Annotated in this window: 27 protein-coding genes and 1 pseudogene; 15 read left to right on the top strand and 13 right to left on the bottom strand. The window is 63.6% G+C overall.

Annotation, left to right across the window (positions count from 1 at the left end; genetic code table 11):
- Nucleotides 1–275 precede the first annotated feature (275 nt).
- Nucleotides 276–1,118 carry a 3-deoxy-8-phosphooctulonate synthase gene (kdsA, locus tag PVV54_RS19070; protein WP_274906734.1) on the bottom strand — a complete coding sequence of 281 codons (843 nt, stop codon included), beginning with the start codon at nucleotides 1,116–1,118 and terminating at the stop codon, nucleotides 276–278.
- A gap of 184 nt (nucleotides 1,119–1,302) precedes the next feature.
- Nucleotides 1,303–2,304, bottom strand: coding sequence for an NADP-dependent oxidoreductase (locus PVV54_RS19065; protein WP_274906733.1), 1,002 nt, complete (start codon nucleotides 2,302–2,304; stop codon nucleotides 1,303–1,305).
- Nucleotides 2,305–2,471: 167 nt separating this feature from the next.
- On the opposite strand from PVV54_RS19065, the gene PVV54_RS19060 reads away from it, so the two are divergent.
- Nucleotides 2,472–3,233: an SDR family oxidoreductase gene (locus PVV54_RS19060; RefSeq protein WP_274906732.1), complete on the top strand. Its 762-nt coding sequence runs from the start codon at nucleotides 2,472–2,474 to the stop codon at nucleotides 3,231–3,233.
- A 31-nt stretch (nucleotides 3,234–3,264) separates the two neighbouring features.
- Here PVV54_RS19060 and PVV54_RS19055 read toward each other — a convergent pair whose 3' ends face one another.
- The gene (locus tag PVV54_RS19055) at nucleotides 3,265–4,425 is read right to left on the bottom strand and encodes an MFS transporter (protein ID WP_274906731.1); all 1,161 of its coding nucleotides are present in this window, start codon (nucleotides 4,423–4,425) and stop codon (nucleotides 3,265–3,267) included.
- A gap of 205 nt (nucleotides 4,426–4,630) precedes the next feature.
- Here PVV54_RS19055 and PVV54_RS19050 point away from each other — a divergent pair, with 205 nt between their 5' ends.
- The 3 genes and pseudogenes from PVV54_RS19050 (at nucleotide 4,631) to PVV54_RS26640 (ending at nucleotide 8,086) form a co-directional block, all read left to right on the top strand.
- A complete protein-coding gene (locus PVV54_RS19050) occupies nucleotides 4,631–6,028 on the top strand; it encodes an aminotransferase-like domain-containing protein (RefSeq protein WP_274906730.1) in 1,398 nt (465 codons plus the stop codon).
- Between the two features lie 117 nt (nucleotides 6,029–6,145).
- Nucleotides 6,146–7,177: pseudogene (locus PVV54_RS26645) on the top strand (methyl-accepting chemotaxis protein); the annotation flags it as partial.
- Nucleotides 7,178–7,204: 27 nt separating this feature from the next.
- Nucleotides 7,205–8,086, top strand: coding sequence for a methyl-accepting chemotaxis protein (locus PVV54_RS26640; RefSeq protein ID WP_446731472.1), 882 nt, complete (start codon nucleotides 7,205–7,207; stop codon nucleotides 8,084–8,086).
- Nucleotides 8,087–8,185: 99 nt separating this feature from the next.
- Here PVV54_RS26640 and PVV54_RS19040 read toward each other — a convergent pair whose 3' ends face one another.
- Entirely contained in the window at nucleotides 8,186–9,373 is a 1,188-nt protein-coding gene (locus PVV54_RS19040) for a benzoate/H(+) symporter BenE family transporter (protein WP_274906728.1), read from the bottom strand.
- A gap of 144 nt (nucleotides 9,374–9,517) precedes the next feature.
- Here PVV54_RS19040 and PVV54_RS19035 point away from each other — a divergent pair, with 144 nt between their 5' ends.
- Nucleotides 9,518–10,120, top strand: coding sequence for a glutathione S-transferase family protein (locus PVV54_RS19035; RefSeq protein ID WP_274906727.1), 603 nt, complete (start codon nucleotides 9,518–9,520; stop codon nucleotides 10,118–10,120).
- A gap of 171 nt (nucleotides 10,121–10,291) precedes the next feature.
- Here the strand turns inward: PVV54_RS19035 and PVV54_RS19030 are convergent, their stop codons facing one another.
- The 5 genes from PVV54_RS19030 to PVV54_RS19010 form a co-directional block, all read right to left on the bottom strand.
- A complete protein-coding gene (locus PVV54_RS19030; RefSeq protein ID WP_274906726.1) occupies nucleotides 10,292–10,657 on the bottom strand; it encodes a glutaredoxin family protein in 366 nt (121 codons plus the stop codon).
- Nucleotides 10,658–10,715: 58 nt separating this feature from the next.
- A complete protein-coding gene (gene folE, locus PVV54_RS19025) occupies nucleotides 10,716–11,261 on the bottom strand; it encodes a GTP cyclohydrolase I FolE (RefSeq protein WP_274906725.1) in 546 nt (181 codons plus the stop codon).
- 70 nt (nucleotides 11,262–11,331) lie between these two features.
- Nucleotides 11,332–11,892, bottom strand: a complete 561-nt coding sequence (locus PVV54_RS19020) for a Smr/MutS family protein (protein WP_274906724.1) — start codon at nucleotides 11,890–11,892, stop codon at nucleotides 11,332–11,334.
- A 137-nt stretch (nucleotides 11,893–12,029) separates the two neighbouring features.
- Entirely contained in the window at nucleotides 12,030–12,350 is a 321-nt protein-coding gene (locus tag PVV54_RS19015) for a hypothetical protein (RefSeq protein WP_274906723.1), read from the bottom strand.
- 61 nt (nucleotides 12,351–12,411) lie between these two features.
- A complete protein-coding gene (locus PVV54_RS19010; RefSeq protein WP_274906722.1) occupies nucleotides 12,412–13,002 on the bottom strand; it encodes a cysteine hydrolase family protein in 591 nt (196 codons plus the stop codon).
- A 179-nt stretch (nucleotides 13,003–13,181) separates the two neighbouring features.
- Between PVV54_RS19010 and prmB the strand changes: the two genes are divergently transcribed.
- On the top strand, nucleotides 13,182–14,090 hold the full coding sequence (gene prmB / locus PVV54_RS19005; protein ID WP_274906721.1) for a 50S ribosomal protein L3 N(5)-glutamine methyltransferase: 909 nt from the start codon (nucleotides 13,182–13,184) through the stop codon (nucleotides 14,088–14,090).
- A 186-nt stretch (nucleotides 14,091–14,276) separates the two neighbouring features.
- Here prmB and PVV54_RS19000 read toward each other — a convergent pair whose 3' ends face one another.
- Both PVV54_RS19000 and PVV54_RS18995 read right to left on the bottom strand, forming a co-directional pair.
- Nucleotides 14,277–15,065: a hypothetical protein gene (locus tag PVV54_RS19000; protein ID WP_274906720.1), complete on the bottom strand. Its 789-nt coding sequence runs from the start codon at nucleotides 15,063–15,065 to the stop codon at nucleotides 14,277–14,279.
- A 79-nt stretch (nucleotides 15,066–15,144) separates the two neighbouring features.
- Entirely contained in the window at nucleotides 15,145–16,107 is a 963-nt protein-coding gene (locus tag PVV54_RS18995; protein ID WP_274906719.1) for an alpha/beta hydrolase, read from the bottom strand.
- A 132-nt stretch (nucleotides 16,108–16,239) separates the two neighbouring features.
- Here PVV54_RS18995 and aroC point away from each other — a divergent pair, with 132 nt between their 5' ends.
- From aroC to PVV54_RS18980, 3 genes are all read left to right on the top strand, one after another.
- Nucleotides 16,240–17,331, top strand: coding sequence for a chorismate synthase (gene aroC, locus PVV54_RS18990; RefSeq protein WP_274906718.1), 1,092 nt, complete (start codon nucleotides 16,240–16,242; stop codon nucleotides 17,329–17,331).
- A 105-nt stretch (nucleotides 17,332–17,436) separates the two neighbouring features.
- Nucleotides 17,437–18,594 carry an MFS transporter gene (locus PVV54_RS18985; RefSeq protein ID WP_446731422.1) on the top strand — a complete coding sequence of 386 codons (1,158 nt, stop codon included), beginning with the start codon at nucleotides 17,437–17,439 and terminating at the stop codon, nucleotides 18,592–18,594.
- Entirely contained in the window at nucleotides 18,591–19,121 is a 531-nt protein-coding gene (locus PVV54_RS18980; protein ID WP_274906717.1) for an oxidase, read from the top strand. The genes PVV54_RS18985 and PVV54_RS18980 overlap by 4 nt, the downstream gene beginning before the upstream one ends.
- A 93-nt stretch (nucleotides 19,122–19,214) precedes the next feature.
- Here the strand turns inward: PVV54_RS18980 and PVV54_RS18975 are convergent, their stop codons facing one another.
- Complete coding sequence (locus PVV54_RS18975) at nucleotides 19,215–19,487, bottom strand: DUF3509 domain-containing protein (RefSeq protein ID WP_274906716.1); 273 nt, start codon at nucleotides 19,485–19,487, stop codon at nucleotides 19,215–19,217.
- A 256-nt stretch (nucleotides 19,488–19,743) separates the two neighbouring features.
- Here PVV54_RS18975 and PVV54_RS18970 point away from each other — a divergent pair, with 256 nt between their 5' ends.
- The 6 genes from PVV54_RS18970 (at nucleotide 19,744) to PVV54_RS18945 (ending at nucleotide 24,312) form a co-directional block, all read left to right on the top strand.
- On the top strand, nucleotides 19,744–20,250 hold the full coding sequence (locus tag PVV54_RS18970) for an ankyrin repeat domain-containing protein (RefSeq protein WP_274906715.1): 507 nt from the start codon (nucleotides 19,744–19,746) through the stop codon (nucleotides 20,248–20,250).
- 59 nt (nucleotides 20,251–20,309) lie between these two features.
- Entirely contained in the window at nucleotides 20,310–20,840 is a 531-nt protein-coding gene (locus PVV54_RS18965; RefSeq protein ID WP_274906714.1) for a hypothetical protein, read from the top strand.
- Nucleotides 20,841–21,040: 200 nt separating this feature from the next.
- Entirely contained in the window at nucleotides 21,041–21,232 is a 192-nt protein-coding gene (locus PVV54_RS18960) for a PLD nuclease N-terminal domain-containing protein (protein ID WP_274906713.1), read from the top strand.
- Nucleotides 21,233–21,364: 132 nt separating this feature from the next.
- Nucleotides 21,365–23,419 carry an LTA synthase family protein gene (locus tag PVV54_RS18955; protein WP_274906712.1) on the top strand — a complete coding sequence of 685 codons (2,055 nt, stop codon included), beginning with the start codon at nucleotides 21,365–21,367 and terminating at the stop codon, nucleotides 23,417–23,419.
- 150 nt (nucleotides 23,420–23,569) lie between these two features.
- Nucleotides 23,570–23,806: a hypothetical protein gene (locus PVV54_RS18950; RefSeq protein ID WP_274906711.1), complete on the top strand. Its 237-nt coding sequence runs from the start codon at nucleotides 23,570–23,572 to the stop codon at nucleotides 23,804–23,806.
- Between the two features lie 173 nt (nucleotides 23,807–23,979).
- Nucleotides 23,980–24,312, top strand: coding sequence for a ribonuclease E inhibitor RraB (locus PVV54_RS18945; RefSeq protein ID WP_274906710.1), 333 nt, complete (start codon nucleotides 23,980–23,982; stop codon nucleotides 24,310–24,312).
- A 118-nt stretch (nucleotides 24,313–24,430) separates the two neighbouring features.
- Here the strand turns inward: PVV54_RS18945 and PVV54_RS18940 are convergent, their stop codons facing one another.
- On the bottom strand, nucleotides 24,431–25,231 hold the full coding sequence (locus tag PVV54_RS18940) for a cytochrome c (RefSeq protein WP_274906709.1): 801 nt from the start codon (nucleotides 25,229–25,231) through the stop codon (nucleotides 24,431–24,433).
- Nucleotides 25,232–25,426 lie beyond the last annotated feature (195 nt).

Here is a 25,426-nt window from a genome sequence, read left to right as displayed (position 1 = left end):
CTGGAAATCGTTTCATGTAATGCGTGTGTGGCACGCCTACTTTTGCACTGTCTGGTTTTCTTCGTAAGCAGGGTTTTCAGTTGAAAGGAGTGATCCATCTGGCAAACGGCTATCCGTAGCACTACGGCGCAGGCTTCCGGCCGGCAAACAGAGGGTTTGAGGCGACTCTGGGGCGTGGAAGCGCTGGCTTTTTACAGGTATAGCTGCTTGGTTGGACCCTGCAACACAAGGAGCCGGATACGATCCTGAACCGGCCCCTTTCACTGGCGTTGGCCTTACGCGATCACCAGCGGCTGGAAGCCTTTGACCAGGTCGTCCAGCGCTTTGATCTGGGCCAAAAACGGCTCCAGCTTGTCCAGCGGCAGGGCGCTTGGGCCGTCGCACTTGGCTTGGTCCGGGTTGGGGTGGGCTTCCAGGAACAGGCCAGCCAAACCAACGGCCATGCCGGCGCGGGCCAGGTCGACCACTTGCTCGCGGCGGCCACCGGAGGCAGCGCCGGACGGGTCGCGGTTTTGCAGGGCGTGGGTCACGTCGAAGATGATCGGCAGGTTGTTGCAGGTTTTTTTCATCACGCCAAAGCCGAGCATGTCGACCACGAGGTTGTCGTAGCCCATGCAGGTGCCGCGGTCGCACAGAATCAGCTGGTCGTTACCGGCTTCGTTGAACTTGTGCACGATGTTTTGCATTTGCGACGGGCTGAGGAACTGCGGCTTCTTGATGTTCACCGGCTTGCCGGTTTTGGCCAGGGCTACGACCAGGTCGGTCTGGCGGGCCAGGAAGGCGGGCAGTTGCAGCACGTCGACCACTTCGGCCACCGGGGCGCACTGGTGGATTTCGTGCACGTCGGTGATGATCGGGACGCCGAAGGTGGCTTTAACCTTTTCGAAGATGCGCAGGCCTTCTTCCATGCCCGGGCCACGGTAGGAGTGGATGGACGAGCGGTTGGCCTTGTCGAAGCTGGCCTTGAACACGTAGGGGATGCCCAGCTTCTGGGTGACGCGCACGTATTCTTCGCAGGCCTTGAGGGCGAGGTCTTCGGACTCGAGTACGTTGATGCCGCCGAACAGTACGAACGGGGCGGTGTTGGAGCACTCGATGGTCGGGGTGATCTTGATCATGGTCTTTTCTGCAAATCCTTTGAGGCGCGAAGGGGAATCTTACAAGATTTGCAGTGGCAGTGCTTGGCGCGGACGCATTACCTGTAGGAGCGGATTTTTCCGCGAACACCGGCGCAGCCGGTGCCATCACCGCGTCGGCTGCTTCGCGGATAAATCCGCTCCTACAGGAGGGCGTGTGGCCTGATTACACCTTCAGCACCAACTTGCCGAAGTTTTCCCCGCTAAACAGCTTCAGCAATGTCTCGGGGAATGTCTCCAGCCCCTCCACCACGTCTTCCTTGCTCTTGACCTTGCCCGTGGCCAGCCAGCCGGCAATTTCCTGCGCGGCCTTGCCGTAGTCCTTGGCGTGGTCCATCACCACAAAGCCTTCCATGCGCGCGCGGTTAACCAGCAGGGCCAGGTAGTTGGCCGGGCCTTTGACCGCTTCTTTGTTGTTGTACTGGCTGATGGCGCCGCAAATCACGATGCGGGCCTTGAAGTTGATGCGGGTAAGCACGGCATCAAGGATGTCGCCGCCGACGTTGTCGAAGTACACGTCCACGCCTTTGGGGCATTCGCGTTTCAGGCCGGCCAGCACGTCTTCGGCCTTGTAGTCGATCACACCGTCGAAGCCGAGCTCGTCCTTCAAGTACTGGCACTTTTGCGCGCCACCGGCAATGCCGACCACGTGGCAGCCTTTAAGTTTGGCAATTTGCCCGACGATGCTGCCCACGGCACCGGCGGCGCCAGAGATGACCACGGTGTCGCCGGCCTTGGGCTGGCCAACGTCCAGCAGGGCGAAATAGGCGGTCATGCCGGTCATGCCCAGTGCCGAGAGGTAGCGGGGCAGGGGGGCGAGGTTGGGGTCGATCTTGTGCAGGCCCTGGGGCGTGCCGGTGAAGTAGTCCTGCACACCCAGGGCGCCGCTCACATGGTCGCCTGGCTTGTAGTCCGGGTGGTTGGATGCGACCACTTCGCCTACGCCCAAGGCGCGCATGACTTCACCCAAACCCACGGGCGGGATGTAGGACTTGCCTTCGTTCATCCAGCCGCGCATGGCCGGGTCCAGCGACAGGTACTTGTTGTGTACCAGGATCTGGCCGTCGGCAGGCTCGGCGGCGGGTACGGTTTCGAAGGTGAAGTTGTCGCGGCGCACGGCGCCGACCGGGCGTTGGGTGAGCAGGAAGCGGCGGTTGGGGTGGCTCATGGCAGTTCCTTTTGGCGGTAGGCGGTGGGTTAATTTAGCGCGCTGATGGGCGCGGGTCCGCAAAATCACTGGTAAGCATGGTAGCCCAACCGTTGCCTTGATGATGCTGCCCAGCGCCATGGCGGCCTGACTACACTCTTTCGCCATTACTGTCAGGAGCACACAGCATGAGCATGACCTTCTCTGGCCAGGTAGCCCTGGTCACCGGCGCCGCCGCCGGCATCGGCCGCGCCACCGCGCTGGCTTTTGCCCGTGAAGGCCTGAAAGTGGTCGTGGCCGACCTTGATACAGCCGGCGGCGAAGCCACGTTGGCGTTGATCCGTGAAGCGGGTGGCGAAGGCTTGTTCGTGGCCTGCGACGTGACCCGCGACGCCGAGGTGCGCCGCTTGCACGAGCAGGTGATCGCAACCTTCGGCCGCCTGGATTACGCCTTCAACAATGCCGGCATCGAGATCGAGCAGGGCCGCCTGGCGGAGGGCAGCGAAGCGGAATTTGACGCCATCATGGGCGTGAACGTGAAGGGTGTGTGGTTGTGCATGAAGTACCAGTTGCCGCTGCTGCTGGCCCAGGGCGGCGGGGCGATCGTCAACACCGCGTCGGTGGCGGGGCTGGGGGCGGCGCCGAAAATGAGCATTTACGCCGCGTCCAAGCATGCGGTGATTGGCCTGACCAAATCGGCGGCCATCGAGTACGCAAAAAAGGGCATCCGGGTGAATGCCGTGTGCCCGGCCGTGATCGACACCGACATGTTCCGCCGCGCCTACGAGGCTGACCCGCGCAAGGCGGAGTTCGCCGCTGCCATGCACCCGGTGGGGCGCATCGGCAAGGTCGAGGAAATTGCCAGCGCGGTGTTGTACCTGTGCAGTGACGGGGCGGCGTTTACCACCGGGCACAGTTTGGCGGTGGATGGCGGGGCTACGGCGATTTGAGCTGAGGGCCTCATCGCGGATAAATCCGCTCCTACAGGCTGGACTCCTGTAGGAGCGGATTCATCCGCGATGAGGCCCGCCCAGCCACCATCAATCCCAAAGCAACCGCCACACACCCCAGCAGCAAAACCCCGCCAAACAGCAGCAGCGCCATCTGCGTCCCCAACCGGTCACTCAACACCCCCGTCACAATCACCGGCAAGCTGAACCCCAGATACGCCAGCAGAAAGAACCCGGCACTGCCCCGCGTTTTTTCACTGCCCGCCAGCTCGTTCACCGCTGCCAGCCCCCCCAGGTAGATAAACCCATAGCAAGCGCTGCTGGCCGCCACCGCGCCCAGCAACACCAGGGCCAACTGCCCCTGATCCGCCCCCCAGGCCAACAGCCCGTAACTGCACGGCAAAATCGCCAACCCCAGCAGCACCGCCTTCACCCGGTGCATGCGCCGGGCAAGCGGCTGGAACAGCAACCCGCAACTGGTGACGCAAAAGGTCGAAAACCCTGACCATTCACTCATGCCATGCTGGCGCAAGATGCCGGGCAGCAGGGCAATGACTAGCCCGGTGCAGGCCCACGCCAGCAAAATGGCCAGCCCGTACGGCAGGCTGCCACGCGGGTAGCAGGGCAGGCGCAGCATGGGACTGCGCTGTTTGGGGCGTGGGTCGGGCAGCCGCCACACCAACAGCAGCGCGGCAATGGCCAGCAGCAGGTGCAAGGGCAGGCTGCCAGGCGTCAGGCTGGGGCCTGGCAGCAAAAACAGGCTGGTCAGCGCAGCGCCCAGGCCAAAGCCCAGCGAGGTGCTGGCGGTAACCCAGTTGGCGGCGCGGGCGACGCTGCCTTCGCCCATCAGCTCGCCCATGTAGGCCGTTGCGGTGGCGGTGGCAAGGCCGGTGCCCAGGCCCAGCAGCAGGCGGGCGAACGCTAGTGTTTGCAGGCTGGGCACGAGCAGGGTAAGGCTGGTGGCGACCATCGACAGCACCAGCGCGGCGCAAATCAGCGGGCGCCGGCCAACGCGGTCGGCCAGGCCGCCCAGGGCCAGCAATACGGGCAGTACGCCCAGTACGTAAGCGGAGAAGGCCACCGCGGTGGCGGCGGCGCCGTGGCCGGACAGGTCGGCGTAGGCGGTGTACAGCGGGGCCTGCAGGTTGACGGCCAAGGTGATCAGGCACAGGGCGAAGGCCAGTTTGAGCATGGTGGGTGGTCCTGGGGTTTGTGTGTTTTCAGGGCCGGCCTCATCGCGGATAAATCCGCTCCTACACGGGTCTTTGTAGGAGCGGATTTATCCGCGATAGGGCCCGCACAGCCATCATCCAATTCAGCCCACCCCCGCAACAAGAAACACCCCCACCCCCATTTAAGCTTAACTGTTCGCTCAAAACCACCAAACACCTAACGCCATGCACCTCACCCTGGACCGCCAAAGCCCCACCCCCTTGGTGCAGCAACTCACCAACCAGCTGCAAACCTGGATCGAACACCAGCGCCTGCGCCCCGGCACCCGGCTGCCGTCCATCCGCACCCTGGCACGCGACCAGGCCATCAGCGCGTCCTGCGTGATCGAAGCCTACGACCGCCTGGTCGCCAGCGGCTGGCTGGAGGCGCGTCATGGCACCGGCTTTTTCGTCGCCGAGCGCAAACCCGGCCTGGCCCAGCAAGACCAGCCGGTGTGGGGCGAGGCCGGCGACGGCACTTGGCGGCAGTTTCGCGAAGGCCACGACAACCTGCTCAAACTTGGCTGCGGCTGGCTACCCAGCAATTGGCGCGCCGACACCGACCTGGCCCATGCCATCCGCCAGGTCAGCCGTGGCAACCCGCAAGACCTGTTCGACTACTGCCCGCCGCTGGGCCTGGCCAGCCTGCGCCAGCACATTTACAAGCGCCTGGTGCAACTGGGCATCAACGCCGGCCCCGAGCGCATCCTCACCACCCACGGCGCCAGCCACGCCCTAGACCTGCTGGTGCGTGCGCTGCTAAACCCGGGCGACACGGTGCTGGTGGAAAACCCGGGCTACTACAACCTGTACAACCTGCTGCGCCAGCACCAGGTGCATATGCTGCCGGTGCCGCGCACACAAACCGGGCCCGACCTGCAGGTGCTCGAACGCCTGCTGGCCGAGCACCGCCCGCGCTGCCTGTTCATCAACAGCCTGTACCAGAACCCCACCGGCACCAGCATGTCGCCCCAGGTTGCCTACCGCCTGCTGGAACTGGCCCGCGAACACGGCTTGCGCATCATCGAAGACGATATTTATGCCGATTTTCAGGACGGCCCGGCCACGCGCCTGGCCACCCTCGACAGCGCGCAACAGGTGATTTACATGGCCAGTTTTTCCAAAACCCTCAGCAGCTCGCTGCGGGTGGGCTACGTGGTGGCCGATGCGCCGCTGCTGGCGCGGCTGGCCGAACTGAAGATGGTCAGCGGCATTGGCACGTCGCGCTTCGTGGAGCAGGTGGTGGGGCAGATGCTGGCCAACGGCAGCTACCGCAAAAGCGTGCAACGCTTGCGGGTGCGCTTGGCGCAACACATGGCCAAACTGCTTGGGCAACTGGAGCAGTACGGTTGGCAGGTGTTCTGCGAACCTTACGGCGGCATGTTCGTCTGGGCGCGGGTGCCGGGGCGCGACTTTGCCAGCCTGGAGCGGCTGGCGGTGGAGCACGGCGTGTTGCTGACCCCGGGCAGCGCCTTCGATTACCAGGGCGCCAGCAGTGAATGGCTGCGCATCAATGTCGCCTACGGGCAGGACCACCGGGCGCAGGCCTTTCTTCAGCACGCAGGGCGACCTCCATCGGCCTGAAAGCGACACGCACATAGCCAATTGACACCATTCTGGCGTCAACCTCTTGTTAGCAGGCTGGCAACGTTGCCACGCTTGGCCCTCGGGTAAACCTTGCAAGGTGAAGGGGGATAGGCGATGAGTGCGACCAGGCAAGGTGTGCTGGCCAACCTGGGCATGGCCCGCAAGCTGGGGCTGGGCTTTGCCCTGGTGCTGCTGCTGACCTTGGCGGTAGCGGCCATTGGCGTGGCAGCGTTGCAGGGGGTGGGCCAGCGCTTTGATGGCTTGCGTGAACTGAGCCAGTTCAACACCGACCTGCTGAGGTTGCGCCAGCATGAACAGGCGTTTGCCTTGCGCTCTGATATCAAGGAGGCCGAGGCCTTGCGCGCGGGCCTGCAAAACCTGAACGAGCGCGCCAAAGGGCTACCCGCACTGGCAGCCACCGAGGATGACCTTGCCGCGTATGGCCAGGCGTTCGATGCGTTTGTGGAGGCCGTGCAGGCCAAGGAGCTGGCGCTGGATATGGCCAGTTGGTCGGTGTCCAGCGTGGCCAACAACCTGGATGTGCTGCAGGCCGGGCTGGCCGATGACGGCGCCTACACCCTCAAGCAGTCACAAGGCCAGCAAGGCAGCGAATTTCTCGACCAGGCCGGGCAGGTGGCGCAGGTGTCGCGGCTGATGCTGCAGGCCATGGACGAAGCGCGGGTGCGCCTGGACAAAAGCCGCAAGGGCGAAGAGGGCGCCAGCCAGGGGCGTATTGCCCAGACCGTGGAAGCCGCCGAGCTGGTGGAGCAACTCAAGGCAAGCGTCACTGATGCCGGTTACCAGAGTGTGCTGGGCGAGGTGGCCGGGCACATTGGCAGCTTCTCTGAAAAGCTGAACGAGTACACCGATTTGCTAGGCAAGGAGCAAGGCATCAAAGCCCAGTTGCAGGCCCGTGCCGAGCAGGTTACCCAGCAGGTGAACGAAGCCTACGCTGCCCGGCAGCAGGCCATGCAGGGTGAGTTGGCGCGTAACACCGCTGCCATCGCCGTGGCCACTGCCCTGGCGTTGCTGGCGGGCGTGCTGGCGGCCTGGTTGATCACCCGCGCCGTGGTCGGCCCGCTCAAGCGGGTTATCAGCCGGGCCCAGCGCATTGCAGCCGGTGAGCTGAGCCTGGAGGCAGACGCCCAGCGCAAGGACGAAGTGGGCCAGTTGATGCACGCCATGCAGCAGATGGCTGCGGGGCTTTCGGGCGTGGTCAGCGGCTTGCAGCAGGGTATCGAGCAACTGGCGGGCAGCGCCCAGGCCCTGTCGGCGGTGACCGAGCAGACCAACCGCGAAGTGGGCAGCCAGAAGGAAGAAACCGAGCAAGTGGCCACCGCCATGCAGCAGATGACCGCTACCGTGCATGACGTGGCGCGCAATGCTGAAGAAGCCGCCCAGGCGGCGCAAGCGGCCGACGGCAAGGTGGAATCGGGCCAGCAGGTGGTGCGCCAGAGCATGCAGCGCATCGAGCAATTGGCCGAGGCGGCGGAAACGGCCAGCGCCGGTATCGACAGCCTGAGTGCCGAAATCCACACCATCGGCGACGTGCTGGAGGTGATCAAGAGCGTGGCCGAGCAAACCAACCTGCTGGCGCTCAATGCTGCCATCGAGGCGGCGCGGGCGGGGGAGCAGGGGCGGGGCTTTGCGGTGGTGGCTGACGAGGTGCGGGCCTTGGCGCGGCGCACTCGCCAGTCCACCGAAGAGATCGAGCGGTTGGTGGCCAGCCTGCGCGGCAATGCCCAGCAGTCAGTGGCGCAGATTCGCGGCAGTACCGAGCTGGTGCGCCTGGCGGTGGCTGATGCGCTGCAAACCGAAAGTGCATTGGGCAGCATTGCCGTGGCGGTGGGGTTGATTCAGCAAATGAACCAGCAAATTGCGGCAGCGGCGGAACAGCAAAGTTCGGTGGCGGAAGAGATCAGCCGCAGCGTTACGCAAATTCGCGGCAGTGCTGATCAGGCGGCGTTGGCGATGCAGGACAATGCCCGGTCGAGTATCGAGCTGGCGCAGTTGGGCAGTGATTTGAAGGGCATGGTGGGGCATTTCCGGTTGTGAGGTGGCCTGTGCGGGCCTCATCGCGGATAAATCCGCTCCTACAGGGGATCGGTGTGTAGGAGCGGATTTATCCGCGATGAGGCCCGCACAGGTTAACCACTAGCGGCGTGGATTCAGGATCAGCAGGGTCAACACCCCCGCCACAATCCCCCAGAACGCCGACCCGATGGAAAACAAGGTAAACCCGGAAGCCGTTACCATAAAGGTAATCAACGCCGCCTCCCGCTCCCGCGCCTCGCCCATGGCCACGCTCAGCCCGTTCATGATCGACCCGAACAACGCCAGTGCGGCAATCGACAGCACCAGCTCTTTCGGCAGCGCCGCAAACAACGCCGCCAGCGTGGCGCCAAACACCCCGGCAACCCCGTAGAAAATCCCGCACCACACGGCCGCTGTATAGCGCTTGGCCGGGTCTTCATGGGCATGCGGCCCGGTGCAGATGGCCGCGCTGATCGCCGCCAGGTTGACCCCGTGCGAGCCAAACGGCGCCAGCAGCAGCGAGGCAAAGCCGGTGGCCGAAATCAGCGGCGAGGCAGGCACCTGGTAGCCGTCGGCGCGCAGCACCGCCACGCCGGGCATGTTCTGCGAGGTCATGGCCACCACGAACAGCGGAATGCCGATACTGATGGTGGCCGCCAGCGAGAAGCTGGGCGTGGTCCATACCGGGGTGGCCACTTCCAGCTGGAAGTGGCTGAAGTCCAGCAGGCCCAGCGCACCGCTGAGCGCCGTGCCTACCAGCAAGGCGGCCAGCACGCAGTAGCGCGGCGACAGGCGCTTGACCAGCAGGTAACTGAAGAACATGCCCAACACCAGCAGGGTGCGGTGCTGGGCTGCCACGAAGATTTCACTGCCGATCTTGAACAGGATGCCGGCCAGCAGTGCAGACGCCAGCGAGGCCGGAATACGCCTGACCAGGCGCTCGAAGCTGCCGGTGAGCCCACAGATGAGCACCAGCACGGCACAGGTGATGTAGGCGCCGATGGCCTCGCCATAACTCACGCCGCCCAGACTGGTGATCAGCAGCGCCGCGCCAGGCGTGGACCAGGCCACGGTGATCGGGGTGCGGTAGCGCAAGGACAGGCCGATGCTGCACACCGCCATGCCGATGGACAGCGCCCAGATCCACGATGAAATTTGCGCCGTGGTCAGGCCCGCCGCCTGGCCGGCCTGAAACATCAGCACCAGCGAGCTGGTGTAGCCGGTGAGCATGGCGATGAAGCCGGCGACCACCGCCGACGGGGAGGTGTCTGCCAGGGGCCGCAGGCGTGCGGAGGTGGCATCGGTCATGGGGTGAGTCCTTGTCCATGTGTAAGCATTTTTTTCAGCCTAACGCGGCCCGGCTTGATCCTTGCCATACAGCAGGCATTGCTTTTAGCCGTACAGTCGCCAACTATTGGGCAGGCAAGTGCAACTGCACGGGAGGGAGGGGCGATGTACAAGGTGTATGGCGACTATCAGTCGGGCAACTGCTACAAGGTCAAATTGATGCTGAGCCTGTTGGGCCGGCCGTATGAATGGCACCCGGTGGACATCCTCAAGGGCGAGACCGAAACGCCCGAGTTCCTGGCCATGAACCCCAATGGCAAGGTGCCGGTGCTGCAGCTTGAAGACGGCAGCTACCTGTGGGAGTCCAACGCCATCCTCAACTATTTGGCCGATGGCAGCGAGTTCCTGCCCAGCGAGCCACGTTTGCGCACCCAGGTGCTGCAGTGGCAGTTTTTCGAGCAGTACAGCCATGAGCCGTACATTGCCGTGGCGCGGTTCATCCAGTTTTACCTGGGGCTGCCGGACGAGCGCGTGGAGGAGTACCGCAAGCTGCACAAAGGCGGGTACAAGGCGCTGAAGGTGATGGAGCGGCAGTTGACGATGACGCCGTACCTGGTGGGGGAGCAGTATTCGATTGCCGATGTGGCGTTGTATGCCTATACCCACGTGGCGCAGCAAGGTGGGTTTGAGTTGAAGGATTATCCGGCGGTGCAGGCTTGGCTGGAGCGTGTGGCCAGCCATCCGCGGCATGTGCCGATGGTGGAATAATCAGCCAGGCGCGCTGTTTGCTTGCTTGTGTGTGGGAGCGGCCTTGTGTCGCGAAAGGGCCGCGAAGCGGCCCCGGCAATCTCTGCTGCGAAGCTGAAAACTGGGGGCGCTTCGCACCCCTTTCGCGACGCAAGGCCGCTCCCACACACATACACACACAACAACGCGTGTTCAGGCGAAGCGCTTGTCCAGGTAGGCAATAATCGCCTTGGACTCATACATCCAGGTCACTTCACCTGCCTCTTCAATGCGCAGGCACGGCACTTTCACCCGCCCACCACCTTCCAGCAGCGCCTGGCGGTGCACCGGGTCGTTCTTGGCATCACGCAGCGCCACCGGCACATTCAGCCGGTGCAGGGTACGCCGGGTTTTCACGCAAAACGGGCAGGCATGAAACTGGTACAGCGCAAGGCCCTTGGCTTCTTGCTCGACGCGTGCCTGGGCGGCGGCATCGCGCTTGCGCTTGGCCGGGCGGCTGATCCAGTCGCCGAACACGATGAGCTGGCCGAGGCCGACCCGCAAGGCTTTGACGATCATGGGCAACTCCTGAAAATAAAAAGCCGACCACGATGGGCCGGCTTGTGTCACGCGCCGATCACTTGATCAGGCTGAGGAACTCGGCACGGGTGGCGGCGTTCTCGCGGAACTGGCCCAGCATCACCGAGGTGAGCATGGTCGAGTTCTGCTTCTCGACACCGCGCATCATCATGCACATGTGCTTGGCTTCGATCACCACGGCCACACCGGCGGCACCGGTAACCTGCTGCACGGCCTCGGCGATCTGGCGGCTGAGGTTTTCCTGAATTTGCAGGCGGCGGGCGAACATGTCGACGATGCGCGCGACCTTCGACAGGCCCAGCACCTTGCCCTGGGGCAGGTAGGCCACATGGGCCTTGCCGATGAACGGCAGCATGTGGTGTTCGCACATCGAGTACAGCTCGATGTCCCGGACCAGCACCATCTCGCTGTTGTCGGAGGTGAACAGGGCGCCGTTGGTCACTTCTTCCAGCGTCTGCTCGTAACCGCGGCAAAGGTATTTCATGGCCTTTGCAGCCCGCTTGGGCGTGTCGAGCAGGCCCTCACGGGAGACGTCCTCGCCAAGCTGGCTGAGGATCTCGGTGTAGTTCTGTTCCAGGGACATGTATCTACCTGTGGGTAAAATCGCAAAAAAGGAAGGTTACGGCGGCAACGCCTGCGCTGCAAGCGCGGCGTTATTCGTCGCGGCCTTCCATCATGGTTCGTTTGAGCATTACGTACACCGCGCCGGTGCCGCCGTGGCGGGCCTGGCAGGAGGTAAAACCGAGCACTTGCGGGTGCTGGCGCAGCCAGGTGTTGACGTGGCTCTTGATCATCGGGCGCTTGCCGTCCAGGCGCGCGGCCTTGCCGTGGGTGACGCGCACGCAGCGCACTTCAAGGCTTGTGGCCTCGGCAATGAAGGCCCACAGGGTTTCGCGGGCCTTTTCCACGCTCATGCCATGCAGGTCGAGGCTGCCTTCAAAGGCAATCTGGCCGAGCTTGAGTTTGCGAATCTGGGTTTCCTGCACGCCGTCGCGGCGCCACATCAACTCGTCTTCGGCGCCCACGTCGATGACAAACTGGTCGGACAGGCCGTCGATCACCAGCGTCTGGTCACTGCGCACCGTGGCGTTCTGGCGCAGGCCGGCCAGTTTTTTGCGGTCGGCCTTGGGTTTGCCGACGTCGGCACGGTCGTGCTTGATCGGCTTGACGCCGCGCACTTCGGCACTGAACAGGGAAAAGTCGTCGTCTTGCATGTTGCCTCCACGTGGGGGGCGGAGTTTACGCGAGTGGGGGGGCTTTGTGTTGTCTGGGCCGGCCTCATCGCGGATGAATCCGCTCCTACAGGGTATTAGTGTGGCCTGTAGGAGCGGATTTATCCGCGATGAGATTGTCAGTCATGCTTCTTCATCAAATGCGGCGACAGGTTAAGCTCACGCCCGCGGCGCAGGCGAATGCGGCTGCGCCGCCAGAAGCGCACGCCTAAGTACAGCAACAGCAAACCGCCCACCGTGAAGGTGGCGGCAAGTGGGCGGTTGGCATTGAGTTCGGCCAGGGCGGCGTAGTTGCCCAGCAGGCCGGCAACGCCTGCCATGGTCAACAGCACGCCCAGGGTGGCGAGCAGCGCCGACAGGCCGGCCGCCAGCCGCGCGCCCCAGTTGCGCGGTTGGCGCGGGCGCAGGCGCTTGGCGTCGAAACTGCCTTTGAGCTTCATTCCGATGTCCTCTGTGGGTAGCCGGAATAGGACCTGCGCCGTGCCCTGTGGTTCCGCCAGCTCAGATCAGGCTGGCGGTGGGGGCGACACAGGCGAAGTTGTCGGCCATCACGGCCATTTCACATTCGTGGATCTGCGCAGCCGGGATCACGCGGTCTTTCAGGGCCAGGTCGCGGGTCGCCGAGGCGTCTTCCACCAGGGTGCAACGATAACCATAGTCCTTGGCTCGGCGCACGGTGGTGCTGACGCTGGAGTGGCTCATGAAGCCGCAGACGATCAGGTCCAGGTGCCCCAGCTCTTGCAGGGTTTCGTGCAGCTTGGTGTTCTTGAAAGCGTTGGGCATGCGCTTTTCGATGACGATTTCACCGTCGCGTGGCTCTACGCCAGGGATGAACTCACCTGCCGGGCCCTGCGGGTCGAAGCGGCCGCCAACGGTACCGAGGTGGCGGACGTGGATGATCGGGCGGCCCGCCTTGCGGGCGGCGTCGAGCAACCTGGCGATGTTGGCCACGGCCTCGTCCATGCCCGACAGCGCGAGCGGACCGCTGAGGTACTCTTTTTGCGCATCGATGACAATCAGGCTGGCTTGGCTCAGCTTGGCCGGCGGGTAGTCGCGGCCAGTGAGGCGGAACATCGTGGTTGGAACGGACATCAATGGCTCCTTGGGTAGGGCTTTTGTATACCTATTCTCCCTTGCCTTGGCGCCAATGGGAATGGTTGACATCGCAAGCAGCGTGGTTATTGGCCTGTGGCGGGCTGCAGGGTGCCGACGGCGAACAAATATGCGGGTTGGGCTGTTAGACTTTTGTACAGTCTGAATAGGAGTACCCCGTGATCACATCCCGTCTGCGCACCTTGCGCGACCATATCCGCTGGGCGGTCAGCCGCTTCCACGAGCACGAGCTGTTTTTTGGCCACGGTGCCGACAATGCCTGGGACGAAGCCCGCCTGCTGGTGCTGGGTGCGGTGCACCTGCCATGGGAGGTGGCCGACAGCTACCTGGACTGCCAGCTCGAAGACGACGAGCGCGTGCGCCTGCAGCACCTGCTAAAACGCCGCATCGAAGACCGCGTGCCCACTGCGTACCTGCTGGGCGAGGCGTGGTTCTGCGGCATGTCGTTCATCGTGGACGAACGCGTGCTGGTGCCGCGCTCGCCGATTGGCGAGCTGATCGAGAAACGCTTCGAGCCGTGGCTGGGTGCCGAGCCTGCGCGCATTCTGGACCTGTGCACCGGTTCGGGTTGCATTGGCATCGTCGCGGCCGAAGTGTTCCAGGAGGCTGAAGTGGTGCTGGCGGACCTGTCGTTCGAGGCGCTTGAAGTTGCCAACCAGAACATCGAGCGCCATGGCCTTGAAGAACGCGTGTACACCGTGCAGGGCGATGGTTTTGCCGGTTTGCCGGGGCAGCGGTTCGATTTGATCCTGTCCAACCCGCCGTATGTGGATGCCGAAGACTTCGGCGACATGCCGGCCGAGTACCACCACGAGCCGGAAATGGGCCTGGCTTGCGGCAACGACGGCCTGGACCTGGTGCGGCGCATGCTGGCCGAAGCGGCCGACCACCTGACCGACAAGGGCTTGCTGATTGTTGAAGTGGGCAACAGCCAGGTGCACGTTGAGGCGTTGTACCCGGAAGTGGACTTTGCCTGGCTGGAGTTCGAGCGCGGCGGGCACGGGGTGTTCATGCTGACGGCCGAGCAGTGCCGGCAGCATCAGGAATTGTTCAAGGCCAGGGTGTGACCCTCTGATGTAGCGCCGGCCCTGTGGGAGCGGCCTTGTGTCGCGAAAGGGGTGCGTAGCGCCCCCATCGATTGCAGCTTCGCAGCAGATATTGCCGGGGCCGCTGCGCGGCCCTTTCGCGACACAAGGCCGCTCCCACAGTGATCGCGTCAGCTTTTAGGTTTTATACAAGACAGTTGCTCCTGCCTACCGCGTAGCAATCCAGATCAACAACCCCGCCTGAAACACCGCAAACGCCACCAAACAGGTGATGGTAAACCGCAGCCCGCTGTCCTCGCGCCGGTACTTGGCCACACGCTCGTCCCGCTCGCGCAACTGCGCCTCTTTCTCCAGCAAATGCTGCTCGGCCTGCTGCAGCATGCCCGCCGCCTCCAGCATATCCACCCGCTGCACTTTCTCGGTGTTCCAGCCGCCCTTGAGCTGGCCCACGGTGGCTTCAACCGTGCGCCCCTTCAGGTGTTGCGGGTCGGCATATTCCACCTCGATGCCGGTAGCGCTCAGGAAGCGGTCACGGCGCAGGCGGGTGTCCTCGTTCAGCGCGTCCTTGTTGGGCAGCGCCATGCCTTCAAGGTGGTAATGCGACCACCGCCGCTGCAGCCATTGCACCGCCTGGCCCATCAGGAAGCGGCCCAGGCCACGGTTGAGCGGCTCCAGTTGCAGGCCGCTGTCGCTGCCGATGCGCACCCGCCGTTCGGCATGGTCAACGCGAATGTCCAGCAGGTTTTGTTCCTTGCGCACTTTTTGCCCGGGCAGGCGGATTTCCATGCGCAGCAGGCTGTGGGCCTTGTCGTGGCGTTCGGCATAGCCGAACTCGACAAAACGCAATGGGCGGGCGCCACTGTTGCGGTCGGTGGGCAGGGCCGCCAGGCGCAGCAGCTGGAAGTGTTCGACAGCCAGGTCGTCCCAGGGCAGGGCGACGCTTTCCGGGGCTTGCGGCTCTTCGGCCGGCTCGACGGCGGCGGAGGTTTCGGTCATCAGGGGGTCTCACATGCGGGCCATTACCGAGCGTATCGGCAGCCTTGGCCGGTACGTGAGCCCCCGTGTGCGTTGCCCCTCAGGCGGATGGCAACTGGTGGATGAAGGTGACGATGCGCTCACCCAGCTCGCGGGCCAGCGGCAGCTCGGGGTTGAGGTAGCTGTCGCGTTGCAGGCGCATTTCCTTGGGGCTGATGCGCAGCATGTGGTTCATGCCGTCAATCAGCACCAGCTGCGCATCGGGCTTGGCAGCCTTGAGCAGCTGGGCATCGGCCACGTCCACCTGCACATCGTTGCGGCCCTGCACGATCAACGCCGGCATGGGCAGACGGGCGAAGGCTTTGGCCGGGTCCTGGCGCAGCAGCGAAATCAGGTAGGGCTGCACGCTGGGGCGGAACACCTGGCGCAGCGGCGCAGGTACGTCCAGGCTGGTTTGCCCGGCCTGCAGGCGCTCAAGCAGGGCGCTGCTGCGGGCCAGTTGTGCCGGGGGCAAGCGTCGGGCCAGTTGCTCGTGGATCACGTCGGCCAGCGGGCGGCCACTGCCGGCCAGGGTGATCACTGCGCTGGCGCCGGCTTGCTGCGCGGCGAGGCTGGCGATCAGCGCGCCTTCGCTGTGGCCCACCAGAATCAACGGGCCGAAGCGTGGGTCGGCCTTGAGTTTGTGGCTCCAGGCCACCACGTCGGCAACGTACTGCTCAACGCTGAGGTCGCGTTCGTCGGGGGTGGCGGGCTGGCTGGCAGCCACGCCGCGCTTGTCGTAGCGCACGCTGGCAATGTGCTCGTTGGCCAGCAGCAGGGCCAGGCGTTTGAGGTTGTCGATGCGCCCGGCGGCCGGGTTGTTGCCGTCGCGGTCGGTGGGGCCGGAGCCAGCGATGATCAGCACCACCGGGGGCGGGGTGGCCTGTTGCGGCAACAGCAGGCTGCCGTGCAGCACGCCCTGGCCGGTGTCCAGGTCGATGGGGCGTTGCAGCACGGTGGGGGCGGCGGCGTGGGCCAGGCTGGTGAACAGCAGGAAGAAGAGGGCGGCTAGGCGCGACATCATGGGGTACTGCATGGGGGAGATGACCGGTTTGACCCAATGTTTACGGGAAGGTTCGCTCAGGCCCGCACAGGCAGCCAAAGCATCTGTATACTGCGTGCTTTCGTTCAATTCAGGCAGACTCGCGGAGCGTCCATGTCCGGCAATACCTACGGCAAGCTGTTCACTGTCACCACCGCTGGCGAAAGCCATGGCCCGGCGTTGGTCGCCATTGTCGATGGGTGCCCGCCCGGCCTGGAAATTTCGCTGGCCGACCTGCAGCTCGACCTTGACCGGCGCAAGCCCGGCACCAGCCGGCACACCACCCAGCGCCAGGAACCGGACGAAGTGGAGATCCTTTCCGGCGTGTTCGAAGGCCGCACCACCGGGTGCTCCATCGGCCTGCTGATCCGCAACACCGACCAGAAGTCCAAGGACTACTCGGCCATCAAGGACCTGTTCCGCCCGGCCCACGCCGACTACACCTACCACCACAAGTACGGCACCCGCGACTACCGCGGTGGTGGCCGCAGCTCGGCGCGCGAAACCGCCATGCGCGTGGCGGCCGGTGCCATTGCCAAGAAGTTCCTGGCTACCCAGGGTATCCGCGTACGTGGCTACATGAGCCAGCTTGGCCCGATCGAAATCCCGTTCCAGACCTGGGACTCGGTGGAAGAAAACGCCTTCTTCAGCCCCAACCCGGGCAAAGTGGCGGAACTTGAGGCCTACATGGACCAACTGCGCCGCGACCAGGACTCGGTGGGCGCCAAGATCACCGTGGTGGCCGAAGGCGTGATGCCGGGCCTGGGCGAGCCGATCTTCGACCGCCTGGACGCCGAACTGGCCCATGCGCTGATGAGCATCAACGCGGTCAAGGGCGTGGAAATTGGTGCGGGCTTTGCCAGCGTTGCCCAGCGTGGCACCGAGCACCGTGACGAACTGACCCCGGAAGGCTTCCTCAGCAACAACGCCGGCGGCATTCTGGGCGGCATCAGCTCGGGCCAGCCGATTGTTGCGCACCTGGCGCTGAAGCCAACCTCCAGCATCACCACCCCGGGCCGCTCCATTGACGTGGACGGCAACCCTGTGGAGGTGATCACCAAGGGCCGTCACGACCCGTGCGTAGGCATCCGTGCCACGCCGATTGCCGAGGCGATGATGGCCATCGTGCTGATGGACCACCTGCTGCGCCACCGTGCGCAGAATGCCGATGTGAAGGTGAATACCCCGGTGTTGGGCCAGCTCTGATTCGCATTCTTCGCGGCTAAAGCCGCTCCTACAGGTTTTCGCACGCCCCTGCAGGAGCGGCTTCAGCCGTGATGAGGCCCGCACAAGCCCCCCAAAGGCCCCCTGATGCCCCCAATCCCCTACTGGCGCCTGTCCAGCTTCTACCTCTTCTACTTCGCCCTGCTGGGCTCCACCGCCCCGTTTCTGGCGCTGTACTTCGACCACCTGGGCTTCCCCCCGGCGCGCATTGGCGAGCTGGTGGCCATCCCCATGCTGATGCGCTGCGTGGCCCCCAACCTGTGGGGCTGGCTGGGTGACCGCACTGGCCAGCGCCTGCTGATCGTGCGTTTGGGCGCGCTGTGCACGCTGGCCACGTTTTCGCTGATCTTCTTCGGCAAGAGCTACGCCTGGCTGGCGCTGGTAATGGCCCTGCACGCCTTCTTCTGGCATGCGGTACTGCCACAATTTGAAGTGATCACGCTGGCCCACCTGCACGGGCAAACGTCCCGCTACAGCCAGGTGCGCCTGTGGGGCTCGATTGGCTTCATCCTCACCGTGGTCGGCCTGGGGCGGTTGTTCGAATGGCTAAGCCTGGACATCTACCCGGTGGCGCTGGTAGCAATCATGGGCGGTATCGTGGCCGCCAGCCTGTGGGTGCCCAATGCCCAGCCGGTGGAGCAGGGCGAGCGGGCAGATGCCGGCGGCTTTTTGCGCCAGTTGCGGGCGCCGGGGGTTATTGCCTTTTACGTGTGTGTGGCGCTGATGCAACTGAGCCACGGGCCGTATTACACCTTCCTCACCCTGCACCTGGAGCACCTGGGTTACGCCCGGGGGGCCATCGGCTTGCTGTGGGCGCTGGGTGTGGTGGCCGAAGTGCTGATGTTCATGGCCATGAGCCGGGTGTTTGCGCGGTTCAGCGTGGAGCGCGTGTTGCTGGTCAGCTTCCTGTTGGCGGGCCTGCGCTGGCTGTTGCTGGGTAACCTGGCCGGTGACCCGGCGGTGCTGGTGGGCGCACAGTTGCTGCACGCCGCCACGTTTGGCTGCTTCCACGCCGCTTCCATCGCCTTTGTGCAAAGCAGCTTCGGCGCCCGTCAGCAGGGCCAGGGCCAGGCGCTGTACGCGGCGCTGTCGGGCACCGGCGGGGCATTGGGGGCCTTGTATTCGGGCTACAGCTGGAAACTGCTGGGGCCATCCTTCACCTTTGGTATGGCCAGTGCCGCAGCGCTGGCGGCAGCCGTTATCATTGCCATTTGTTCGAATTCGACCAGGACACGCCGCAGATGAGCATCCTTTGTGTATTTCACCCGTCCAGCCCGGCCTTGCCGAACAAGGTGCTGACTCACCACGACGACATCGCCGCTACCTTGGCCGAGCAGGGTGTACAGCTTGAACATGCGCCGCTTGAAGTGCGTGTGCGGCCGGGCAGTGCCGAAGACGACGTGCTGGGCGCATGCCGTGCTTACCTCGACCAACTGATGACGGCCCATGGCAGCCAGGCGTATACCGTGCTCAACCGCGACGGGGGCGAGGCAGAGCCAGTGGATATGCGCGATGAGCATGTGTACGACGCGCAGGAAGTGTTTGCGGTGGTCAGTGGCCGTGCCCAGGTTGGGCTGCGGTTGGGGGATTACGTGTATACGGTGCTGTGTGAGAAGGGTGACCAGCTGGTGGTACCGGCGGGTGTGCGGCGTTGGGTGGAGTTTGGGGATAACCCGTTCTGCGTGGCGTTGCGCGTGTTTGGCAATGACCAGCGCGTGCGGTTTACCGGGGATGAAACGGCGCGGTTGTTTGCCGGGATCGACGAATTTTAATGGCTGTGCCGGCCTCATCGCGGATAAATCCGCTCCTACAACAGTCCCCCTGTAGGAGCGGATTTATCCGCGATAAGGCCGGTACAGAAAAACTCAGCGATAGGTAGGCAACGCAAACCGCTGCTGGCTCTGCAGCATGCCAATCACAGGCAGCTCACTGGCCTGTTCCGCCAGGTCGCGGCGAATGGCACTGATCGCCCAGGACAATTGCTCGGCACTGTGCAGTTGCTGGTAGGTCAGCACCCGGCGGGTCACCTTGCCGTCGGCAGCACGCAAGGTCAGCAGCACGCCACCATCCGGGCGGGCCTGGGTGGCCACCTTGTAAGCCGAGAACACCGAGACGAATTTTTCCTGAATGAGGTCCATAGCAACTCCTGGCTGTTGTTTGGGCAGACGTGAGTTGATGGTTGCAGTGACCGTGCCAGAACCTCGGTGGCTGAAAAACTCAATAAATACAGGGGTTTGCCTGCGTTTTGCAGAAGCGGCATCGTGCAGCCTGCAAGGTCGGGCATTTTGCACAGTGCATTTTGCACGGTCTATCGCCCCGATAGATTCTGAACCTTTGACCCGCTGGCCTTGCCTGACAAACACTTGGGCAACTTTTAATGCCAGGAGGTTCAAGATGCCAACCATGACCGACGACGAAACCGCGGCCTTTGCCGAGCAAGTGTTCGAGCGGGCGCGCCAGGGCGATGCCGAAATGCTCGGGCGCCTGCTGGCCAGCGGCCTGCCGGTGAACCTGCGCAACCACAAGGGCGACACCCTGCTGATGCTGGCCAGCTACCATGGCCACCACGACGCCGTGAGCGTGCTGCTGGCCCACGGTGCCGACCCGCTGATTGCCAACGACAATGGCCAGTTGCCGATAGCCGGTGCCGCCTTCAAGGGCGACCTGGCGATGATCCGCCTGCTGCTGGAAAACGGCGTGCCGGTGGACGCTGCCGCGCAGGACGGGCGTACCGCGCTGATGCTGGCGGCCATGTTCAATCGCAGCGAAATCCTTGACTACCTGCTGGCTCAGGGCGCCGACCCGGCGCATCAGGATGCCCGTGGCGCCACCGCGCTGATGGCGGCGCAAACCATGGGCGCGGTAGACACTTCGGCCCGCCTGCAAGCGTTGGCCGGCTAACCACCCGGGGGCATTTGCGGCTATTCTTGGCGCCTTTTCACCTGCCGCAGGCCCCGTTCATGAAAAACCAGTTGCTCGAATTCATCCGCCTCATCGCCGCTGGCTGCATGCGTGACGAGGACATCGAGCGCATCGCCGACGAGGCCGCGCAGGCCTACGCCGACCCGGCCGCCTTCCTGGCCGCCAACCCCGACGTCAATTACGACGACAGCTTCCCGATCCCGCTGGGTGAGTGGGTGGTGCTCGGCAGCCTGCCGGACACCGTGGTATTCCAGGCCGACAGCTACCAGGACCTGTTCCAGCAAATCAGCGATTCGTTCGACAAGAGCGTGCCGTTTACCCTCAAGCCCAAGCAACTGGCGCGTACCGAGCCGCTGACGGCGCTCAACCGCATCCAGGTGCAGATGGGCGCGCTGAACAAGGAGGCGGGCGGCTATGTACTGCTTAACTTCAGCCAGTTGCTGGATGACGAGCTGCAGATGGTGATGGTGGGGCAGCACGACCTGGCGCGGGTGCTGGAGTTGGCTGCCGAGGTGGGCATCAAGGCGGAGCCGGCGCTGGAGGCCTTGAAGGTCGCGGTGCACGTCTGAGCATCGCACACTGCCCTGTGGGAGCAGCTGTCTTACTCAATTTCTAAAAGCTGGCGCGATCCCTGTGGGAGCGGCCTTGTGTCGCGATAGGGCTGCGGAGCGGCCCCAGGATTTCGGCTTTGACACAACATTGCCGGGGCTGCTGCGCAGCCCTTTCGCGACACAAGGCCGCTCCCACAGGGCTATGCGAGGTGTTTGCCATGGGTTCAACCTTTAACAGCGTGGTCGGCCTGGCGCTCCTGGCCCTGATGATCTGGGCGGCCTTGCAGGTAATCAAGAGCGCCAGCGCGGTCGCCATCAAGCTCGTGTGGATTTTGCTGATCGCGTTGTTCCCGGTGGTAGGCCTGATTATCTGGGCCATCGCCGGCCCCCGTGGCAACCAGCGCAGTTGAGCGGAAAAACGTCGCAATAGCCTCGTGACAAAATTTTCACATTGGTTTAAACAGAATCCGCACCCGCACAATGCTGCGTTGGTCTATGCCCAGCGCCACCCCGCAAACCGCAATCCTAGGACCTCTCCATTCATGGCTAACACGGATGCCTTGAAGCAACAGGGCGCGCGAGCTTATACGCCGACCTTGAAATCGCACCTGGCCTACACGCTGCTCAGCGGCCTGGTGATCATGTTGATGCTCAGCCTGGTGCGCCTTGCGCTGCTGGTCTACAACAGCGACATGATCGGCGACACCCCTTACTCCACCGTCGCCGAGGGCTTCTTCAACGGCCTGCGCTTCGACCTGCGGGTAGTGGTGTACATCAGCATTCCGCTGTTGCTGGCCATTCTCAGCCCGTGGGCCATGGCCCGGCGCGGGTTCTTCCGCTTCTGGCTCACCCTCACCGCCAGCGTGGTGATGTTCCTGGGCCTGATGGAGATGGACTTCTACCGCGAATTCCACCAGCGCCTGAACGGCCTGGTCTTCCAGTACATCAAGGAAGACCCGAAAACCGTGATGAGCATGCTCTGGTACGGTTTCCCGGTGGTGCGCTATATCCTGGCGTGGCTGGTCGGCACCTGGCTGCTGAGCCTGCTGTTCAAGGGCATCGACCGCCTGACCCGTGGCAACGGCGTGCAACAGGTTGCCCCGTGGTACAACCGCCTGGCGGTGTTCATGGTGATTTTGCTGGTGGCCGTGGTCGCCGCCCGTGGCACCCTGCGCCAGGGCCCGCCGATGCGCTGGGGTGATGCCTTCACTACCGATTCCAACTTCGTCAACCAGTTGGGCCTGAACGGCACGCTGACCCTGATCGACGCCGCCAAGAGCCGCTTCGGTGAAGACCGCGCCAACCTGTGGAAGCCGGTGCTGGAGCAAAACCTGGCCACCCAGACCGTGCGCGAGCAGGTGCTGACGCCGCACGACACCCTGGTCGATGCCGACGAGGCCGCCATCCGCCGCGACTTCGTGCCGCCGGCCGAGCGCACTCTGCCGATCAAGAACGTCGTTGTAATCCTGATGGAAAGCTTCGCCGGCCACTCGGTAGGCGCACTGGGCAGCCCGAACAACATCACCCCGTATTTCGACAAGCTGGCCAAGGAAGGGCTGTTGTTCGACCGCTTCTTCTCCAACGGCACCCATACCCACCAGGGTATGTTCGCCACCATGGCCTGCTTCCCGAACCTGCCGGGCTTCGAATACCTGATGCAGACCCCGGAAGGTGGCCACAAGCTGTCGGGCCTGCCGGCGCTGCTCAGCGCCCGTGACTACGACGATGTGTACGTGTACAACGGCGACTTCGCCTGGGACAACCAGTCCGGGTTCTTCGGCAACCAGGGCATGACCACGTTCATTGGCCGCAACGACTTCGTCGACCCGGTGTTCTCCGACCCGACCTGGGGCGTGTCCGACCAGGACATGTTCGACCGTGGCAACCAGGAACTGGCCAAGCACGACGGCAAGAAGCCGATCTACGCGCTGCTGCAGACGCTGTCCAACCACACGCCGTATGCGTTGCCCAAAGACCTGCCGGTCGAGAAGGTCACCGGCCAGGGCCGCCTGGACGAGCACCTGACCGCCATGCGCTATTCCGACTGGGCGCTGGGCCAGTTCTTCGAGAAGGCGCGCAAGGAGCCGTACTTCAAGGACACCCTGTTCGTCATCGTCGGCGACCATGGCTTCGGCAACCACCAGCAGGTCACCGAGCTGGACCTGGGCCGCTTCAACGTGCCGCTGCTGCTGATTGCCCCGGGCATTCAGGAGAAGTTCGGCGCGGTCAACCACACCGTGGGTACCCAGGTCGACATCGTGCCGACCATCATGGGCCGCCTGGGTGGCCAGGTTCGCCACCAGTGCTGGGGCCGCGACCTGCTCAACCTGCCTGAGGGTGACCAGGGCGTGGGCATGATCAAGCCGTCGGGCAGCGAGCAGATCGTGGGCCTGGTGCAGGGTGACCGCATCCTGATCGAATCCAAGGACATGACCCCGCGCCTGTACCGCTACCAGCTGGGCAGCGAGTTCAAGGCCGAGCTGATCGAAAGCCCGGACCAGCCGCAGATGCTCAAGCAGCTTGAGGCGTATATCCAGACGGCGACCAAGAGCTTGCTGGATAACACCGCTGGCGTGGTGCACGGTACGCCGAAGTAATTGTGTGACGGCCTATCGCGGATGAATCCGCTCCTACAGGAGCGGATTTATCTGCGACAGGCCCTCACAGACTGAACAAACCCCCAGCCCAATGGTCAAGCATTTACAGGCGCAACACACACCCGATGTTCTTTGATTGAGGGCTATTCAATGAAAGAGTGGGAAGTCATTTTTGCCGACCAGAAGGGCGAGCCAACCACATTGCTGCTGCACAGCGAACAGTGCCCCAGCGAAGAGGACGCGGCACGCGCCATTCGTTCGCATCTGTTTCCGGTCATGGACGAGCTGGACCTCAACGACTTCCAGGACCGAGCGCCATCCCCCACGGCACGCTGGCTGAAGGAGCAGAACGGCGTGGTCATCACCCGTATTCAGGAAGCTTCCTGACCCACAGGTTGGCGTAGTGCCATGCCAGGCACTACGCTGGTGGGAGGCACTGGCCTTTTCTGCGGGCCTGTACCTGTTCAATTCGCGTCTTGCATCAGCTCGATCTGCCTGTTTGTGGGCAGGTGCGTAGTGCACGGAAAGTCTATCCATCGCATTATTCGGGAGGACGATTCATGAGCAGCCAGAACGACGATATCAGCAGCAATGTCCTGCGCCAGATGAAAGCTGGCGGTTTTGATTTCACCCGCATTCACCCCATCGAGTTCTATGCCGTGTTCCCGGACGAAGCCGGGGCACGACGGGCAGCCGGGCAGTTTCGTGGCGAATCGCTCAATGCCCAGGTGTGGGAAATGGACGATGGCGGGTGGCACCTGGAGCTGAGCAAGGTCATGTATGCCACCTACGGTGGGATTGGCGACTTTGAAGAGGCGTTTGAGCAGGTGGTGCTGCCGTGTGGTGGTGAGGTGGAAGGGTGGGGCGTGAAGCATGAGCGGCCGATTGCCTGACGGATTTGTGTTGGGTTTATCGCGGATGAGTCCGCTCCTACAGGGTAGTCATCGCGGTCATCGCGGATGAACCCGTGCTTGTAGGAGCGGATTTATCCGCGATGCAGCCACCCCAATCTCAAGGCTTACGCCCAGCCATATGCGCCAGATACGCCAACAACGCATCCAGCTCCTGTTCGCTCAACACACTTTCGGCAAACCCCGGCATCCGCGCCTGCGGCCATTGCCGCAGGCTTTGCGGGTCGCGAATGTACTGGCGCAGGAAGGCTGGCTGAAAATACTCGGTCGGGTTATGCGGCACGTTTAAATCCGGCCCGAACTGCGCATCCCCCGCGCCGTTCAACCGGTGGCACACCAGGCAGTTTTGCTGAAACAGCGCAAACCCTTGCCGTACGGGGTCAGTGGCGGGAAGTTCCGGGGCTGGCAACAGTGCCGGGAAGCGTTGTTCCACGGGGGCCAGGCGGCGAATCGTGGCGATCTGGAAGGGCCATTGTTCCGGGCGGATGCCGCTGCTTTGCGGGTTGGTCCACACCAGGTAGAACGGCCCCGCGCCGGGCTTGCCGTTGCCTAGCGCAGGCCACGGCTTGGCTGGGTCTTCAACCGCCAGCCAGGCTTGCGCAGGGCCAGCCTGCAACAGTGGCCCGGCGGGCATTTCTGCCGCAAAGCCGTCCAGCGCCACCGCCTGCAGGTGGTCGTCTGCCTTGATGCCGGGGAGCAGGGCGGCCAACGGCACGGCGCGGTAATGCATGGGCCGTTTGTAGGCCACGTCCTGCTCGATGCTGATATCGCGGGCTTGTGGGTGGTTGAGCAGGGTCGCGCTGTCGAATTGGCGTGTGCCATCGCCCAACTCCAGCTGCAGTTGCGCCGCCGATAGCGGCAAGCTCAGTAAAAGGGCTAACAGGGCCAGGCAGTGGCGCATGGGCAATCTCCAACCATCAGGGCTGGAAGGTTACCTGTGCGCTGCCCGTTGAGGCCACCGCTACTGTCATCCGAACAAACGTGTCAGGTTCGGCAAGATCAGCAGCAAAGTCGTGGCAAAAAGAATGAGCCCAGCTTGGCGAAGTTTCGATTGTCTGAACATGGCGGACCGCCTTCTTGTTGTTATTCCTGAATA

The organism is Pseudomonas sp. PSKL.D1 (assembly GCF_028898945.1).
Taxonomy (GTDB): Bacteria; Pseudomonadota; Gammaproteobacteria; order Pseudomonadales; family Pseudomonadaceae; genus Aquipseudomonas.
The sequence above is the reverse complement of the archived record's forward strand: the minus strand, read 5'-3'. Positions and strand labels throughout refer to the sequence as shown.

What these genes read in the sequence shown, in the direction of transcription:
- kdsA (WP_274906734.1), bottom strand. Translation starts at nt 1,118, where the DNA reads ATGATCAAGATCACCCCGACCATCGAGTGCTCCAACACCGCCCCGTTC.
- PVV54_RS19065 (WP_274906733.1), bottom strand. Translation starts at nt 2,304, where the DNA reads ATGAGCCACCCCAACCGCCGCTTCCTGCTCACCCAACGCCCGGTCGGC.
- PVV54_RS19060 (WP_274906732.1), top strand. Translation starts at nt 2,472, where the DNA reads ATGAGCATGACCTTCTCTGGCCAGGTAGCCCTGGTCACCGGCGCCGCC.
- PVV54_RS19055 (WP_274906731.1), bottom strand. Translation starts at nt 4,425, where the DNA reads ATGCTCAAACTGGCCTTCGCCCTGTGCCTGATCACCTTGGCCGTCAAC.
- PVV54_RS19050 (WP_274906730.1), top strand. Translation starts at nt 4,631, where the DNA reads ATGCACCTCACCCTGGACCGCCAAAGCCCCACCCCCTTGGTGCAGCAA.
- PVV54_RS26640 (WP_446731472.1), top strand. Translation starts at nt 7,205, where the DNA reads ATGCACGCCATGCAGCAGATGGCTGCGGGGCTTTCGGGCGTGGTCAGC.
- PVV54_RS19040 (WP_274906728.1), bottom strand. Translation starts at nt 9,373, where the DNA reads ATGACCGATGCCACCTCCGCACGCCTGCGGCCCCTGGCAGACACCTCC.
- PVV54_RS19035 (WP_274906727.1), top strand. Translation starts at nt 9,518, where the DNA reads ATGTACAAGGTGTATGGCGACTATCAGTCGGGCAACTGCTACAAGGTC.
- PVV54_RS19030 (WP_274906726.1), bottom strand. Translation starts at nt 10,657, where the DNA reads ATGATCGTCAAAGCCTTGCGGGTCGGCCTCGGCCAGCTCATCGTGTTC.
- folE (WP_274906725.1), bottom strand. Translation starts at nt 11,261, where the DNA reads ATGTCCCTGGAACAGAACTACACCGAGATCCTCAGCCAGCTTGGCGAG.
- PVV54_RS19020 (WP_274906724.1), bottom strand. Translation starts at nt 11,892, where the DNA reads ATGCAAGACGACGACTTTTCCCTGTTCAGTGCCGAAGTGCGCGGCGTC.
- PVV54_RS19015 (WP_274906723.1), bottom strand. Translation starts at nt 12,350, where the DNA reads ATGAAGCTCAAAGGCAGTTTCGACGCCAAGCGCCTGCGCCCGCGCCAA.
- PVV54_RS19010 (WP_274906722.1), bottom strand. Translation starts at nt 13,002, where the DNA reads ATGTCCGTTCCAACCACGATGTTCCGCCTCACTGGCCGCGACTACCCG.
- PVV54_RS19000 (WP_274906720.1), bottom strand. Translation starts at nt 15,065, where the DNA reads ATGACCGAAACCTCCGCCGCCGTCGAGCCGGCCGAAGAGCCGCAAGCC.
- PVV54_RS18995 (WP_274906719.1), bottom strand. Translation starts at nt 16,107, where the DNA reads ATGATGTCGCGCCTAGCCGCCCTCTTCTTCCTGCTGTTCACCAGCCTG.
- aroC (WP_274906718.1), top strand. Translation starts at nt 16,240, where the DNA reads ATGTCCGGCAATACCTACGGCAAGCTGTTCACTGTCACCACCGCTGGC.
- PVV54_RS18985 (WP_446731422.1), top strand. Translation starts at nt 17,437, where the DNA reads ATGCCCCCAATCCCCTACTGGCGCCTGTCCAGCTTCTACCTCTTCTAC.
- PVV54_RS18980 (WP_274906717.1), top strand. Translation starts at nt 18,591, where the DNA reads ATGAGCATCCTTTGTGTATTTCACCCGTCCAGCCCGGCCTTGCCGAAC.
- PVV54_RS18975 (WP_274906716.1), bottom strand. Translation starts at nt 19,487, where the DNA reads ATGGACCTCATTCAGGAAAAATTCGTCTCGGTGTTCTCGGCTTACAAG.
- PVV54_RS18970 (WP_274906715.1), top strand. Translation starts at nt 19,744, where the DNA reads ATGCCAACCATGACCGACGACGAAACCGCGGCCTTTGCCGAGCAAGTG.
- PVV54_RS18965 (WP_274906714.1), top strand. Translation starts at nt 20,310, where the DNA reads ATGAAAAACCAGTTGCTCGAATTCATCCGCCTCATCGCCGCTGGCTGC.
- PVV54_RS18960 (WP_274906713.1), top strand. Translation starts at nt 21,041, where the DNA reads ATGGGTTCAACCTTTAACAGCGTGGTCGGCCTGGCGCTCCTGGCCCTG.
- PVV54_RS18955 (WP_274906712.1), top strand. Translation starts at nt 21,365, where the DNA reads ATGGCTAACACGGATGCCTTGAAGCAACAGGGCGCGCGAGCTTATACG.
- PVV54_RS18950 (WP_274906711.1), top strand. Translation starts at nt 23,570, where the DNA reads ATGAAAGAGTGGGAAGTCATTTTTGCCGACCAGAAGGGCGAGCCAACC.
- PVV54_RS18945 (WP_274906710.1), top strand. Translation starts at nt 23,980, where the DNA reads ATGAGCAGCCAGAACGACGATATCAGCAGCAATGTCCTGCGCCAGATG.
- PVV54_RS18940 (WP_274906709.1), bottom strand. Translation starts at nt 25,231, where the DNA reads ATGCGCCACTGCCTGGCCCTGTTAGCCCTTTTACTGAGCTTGCCGCTA.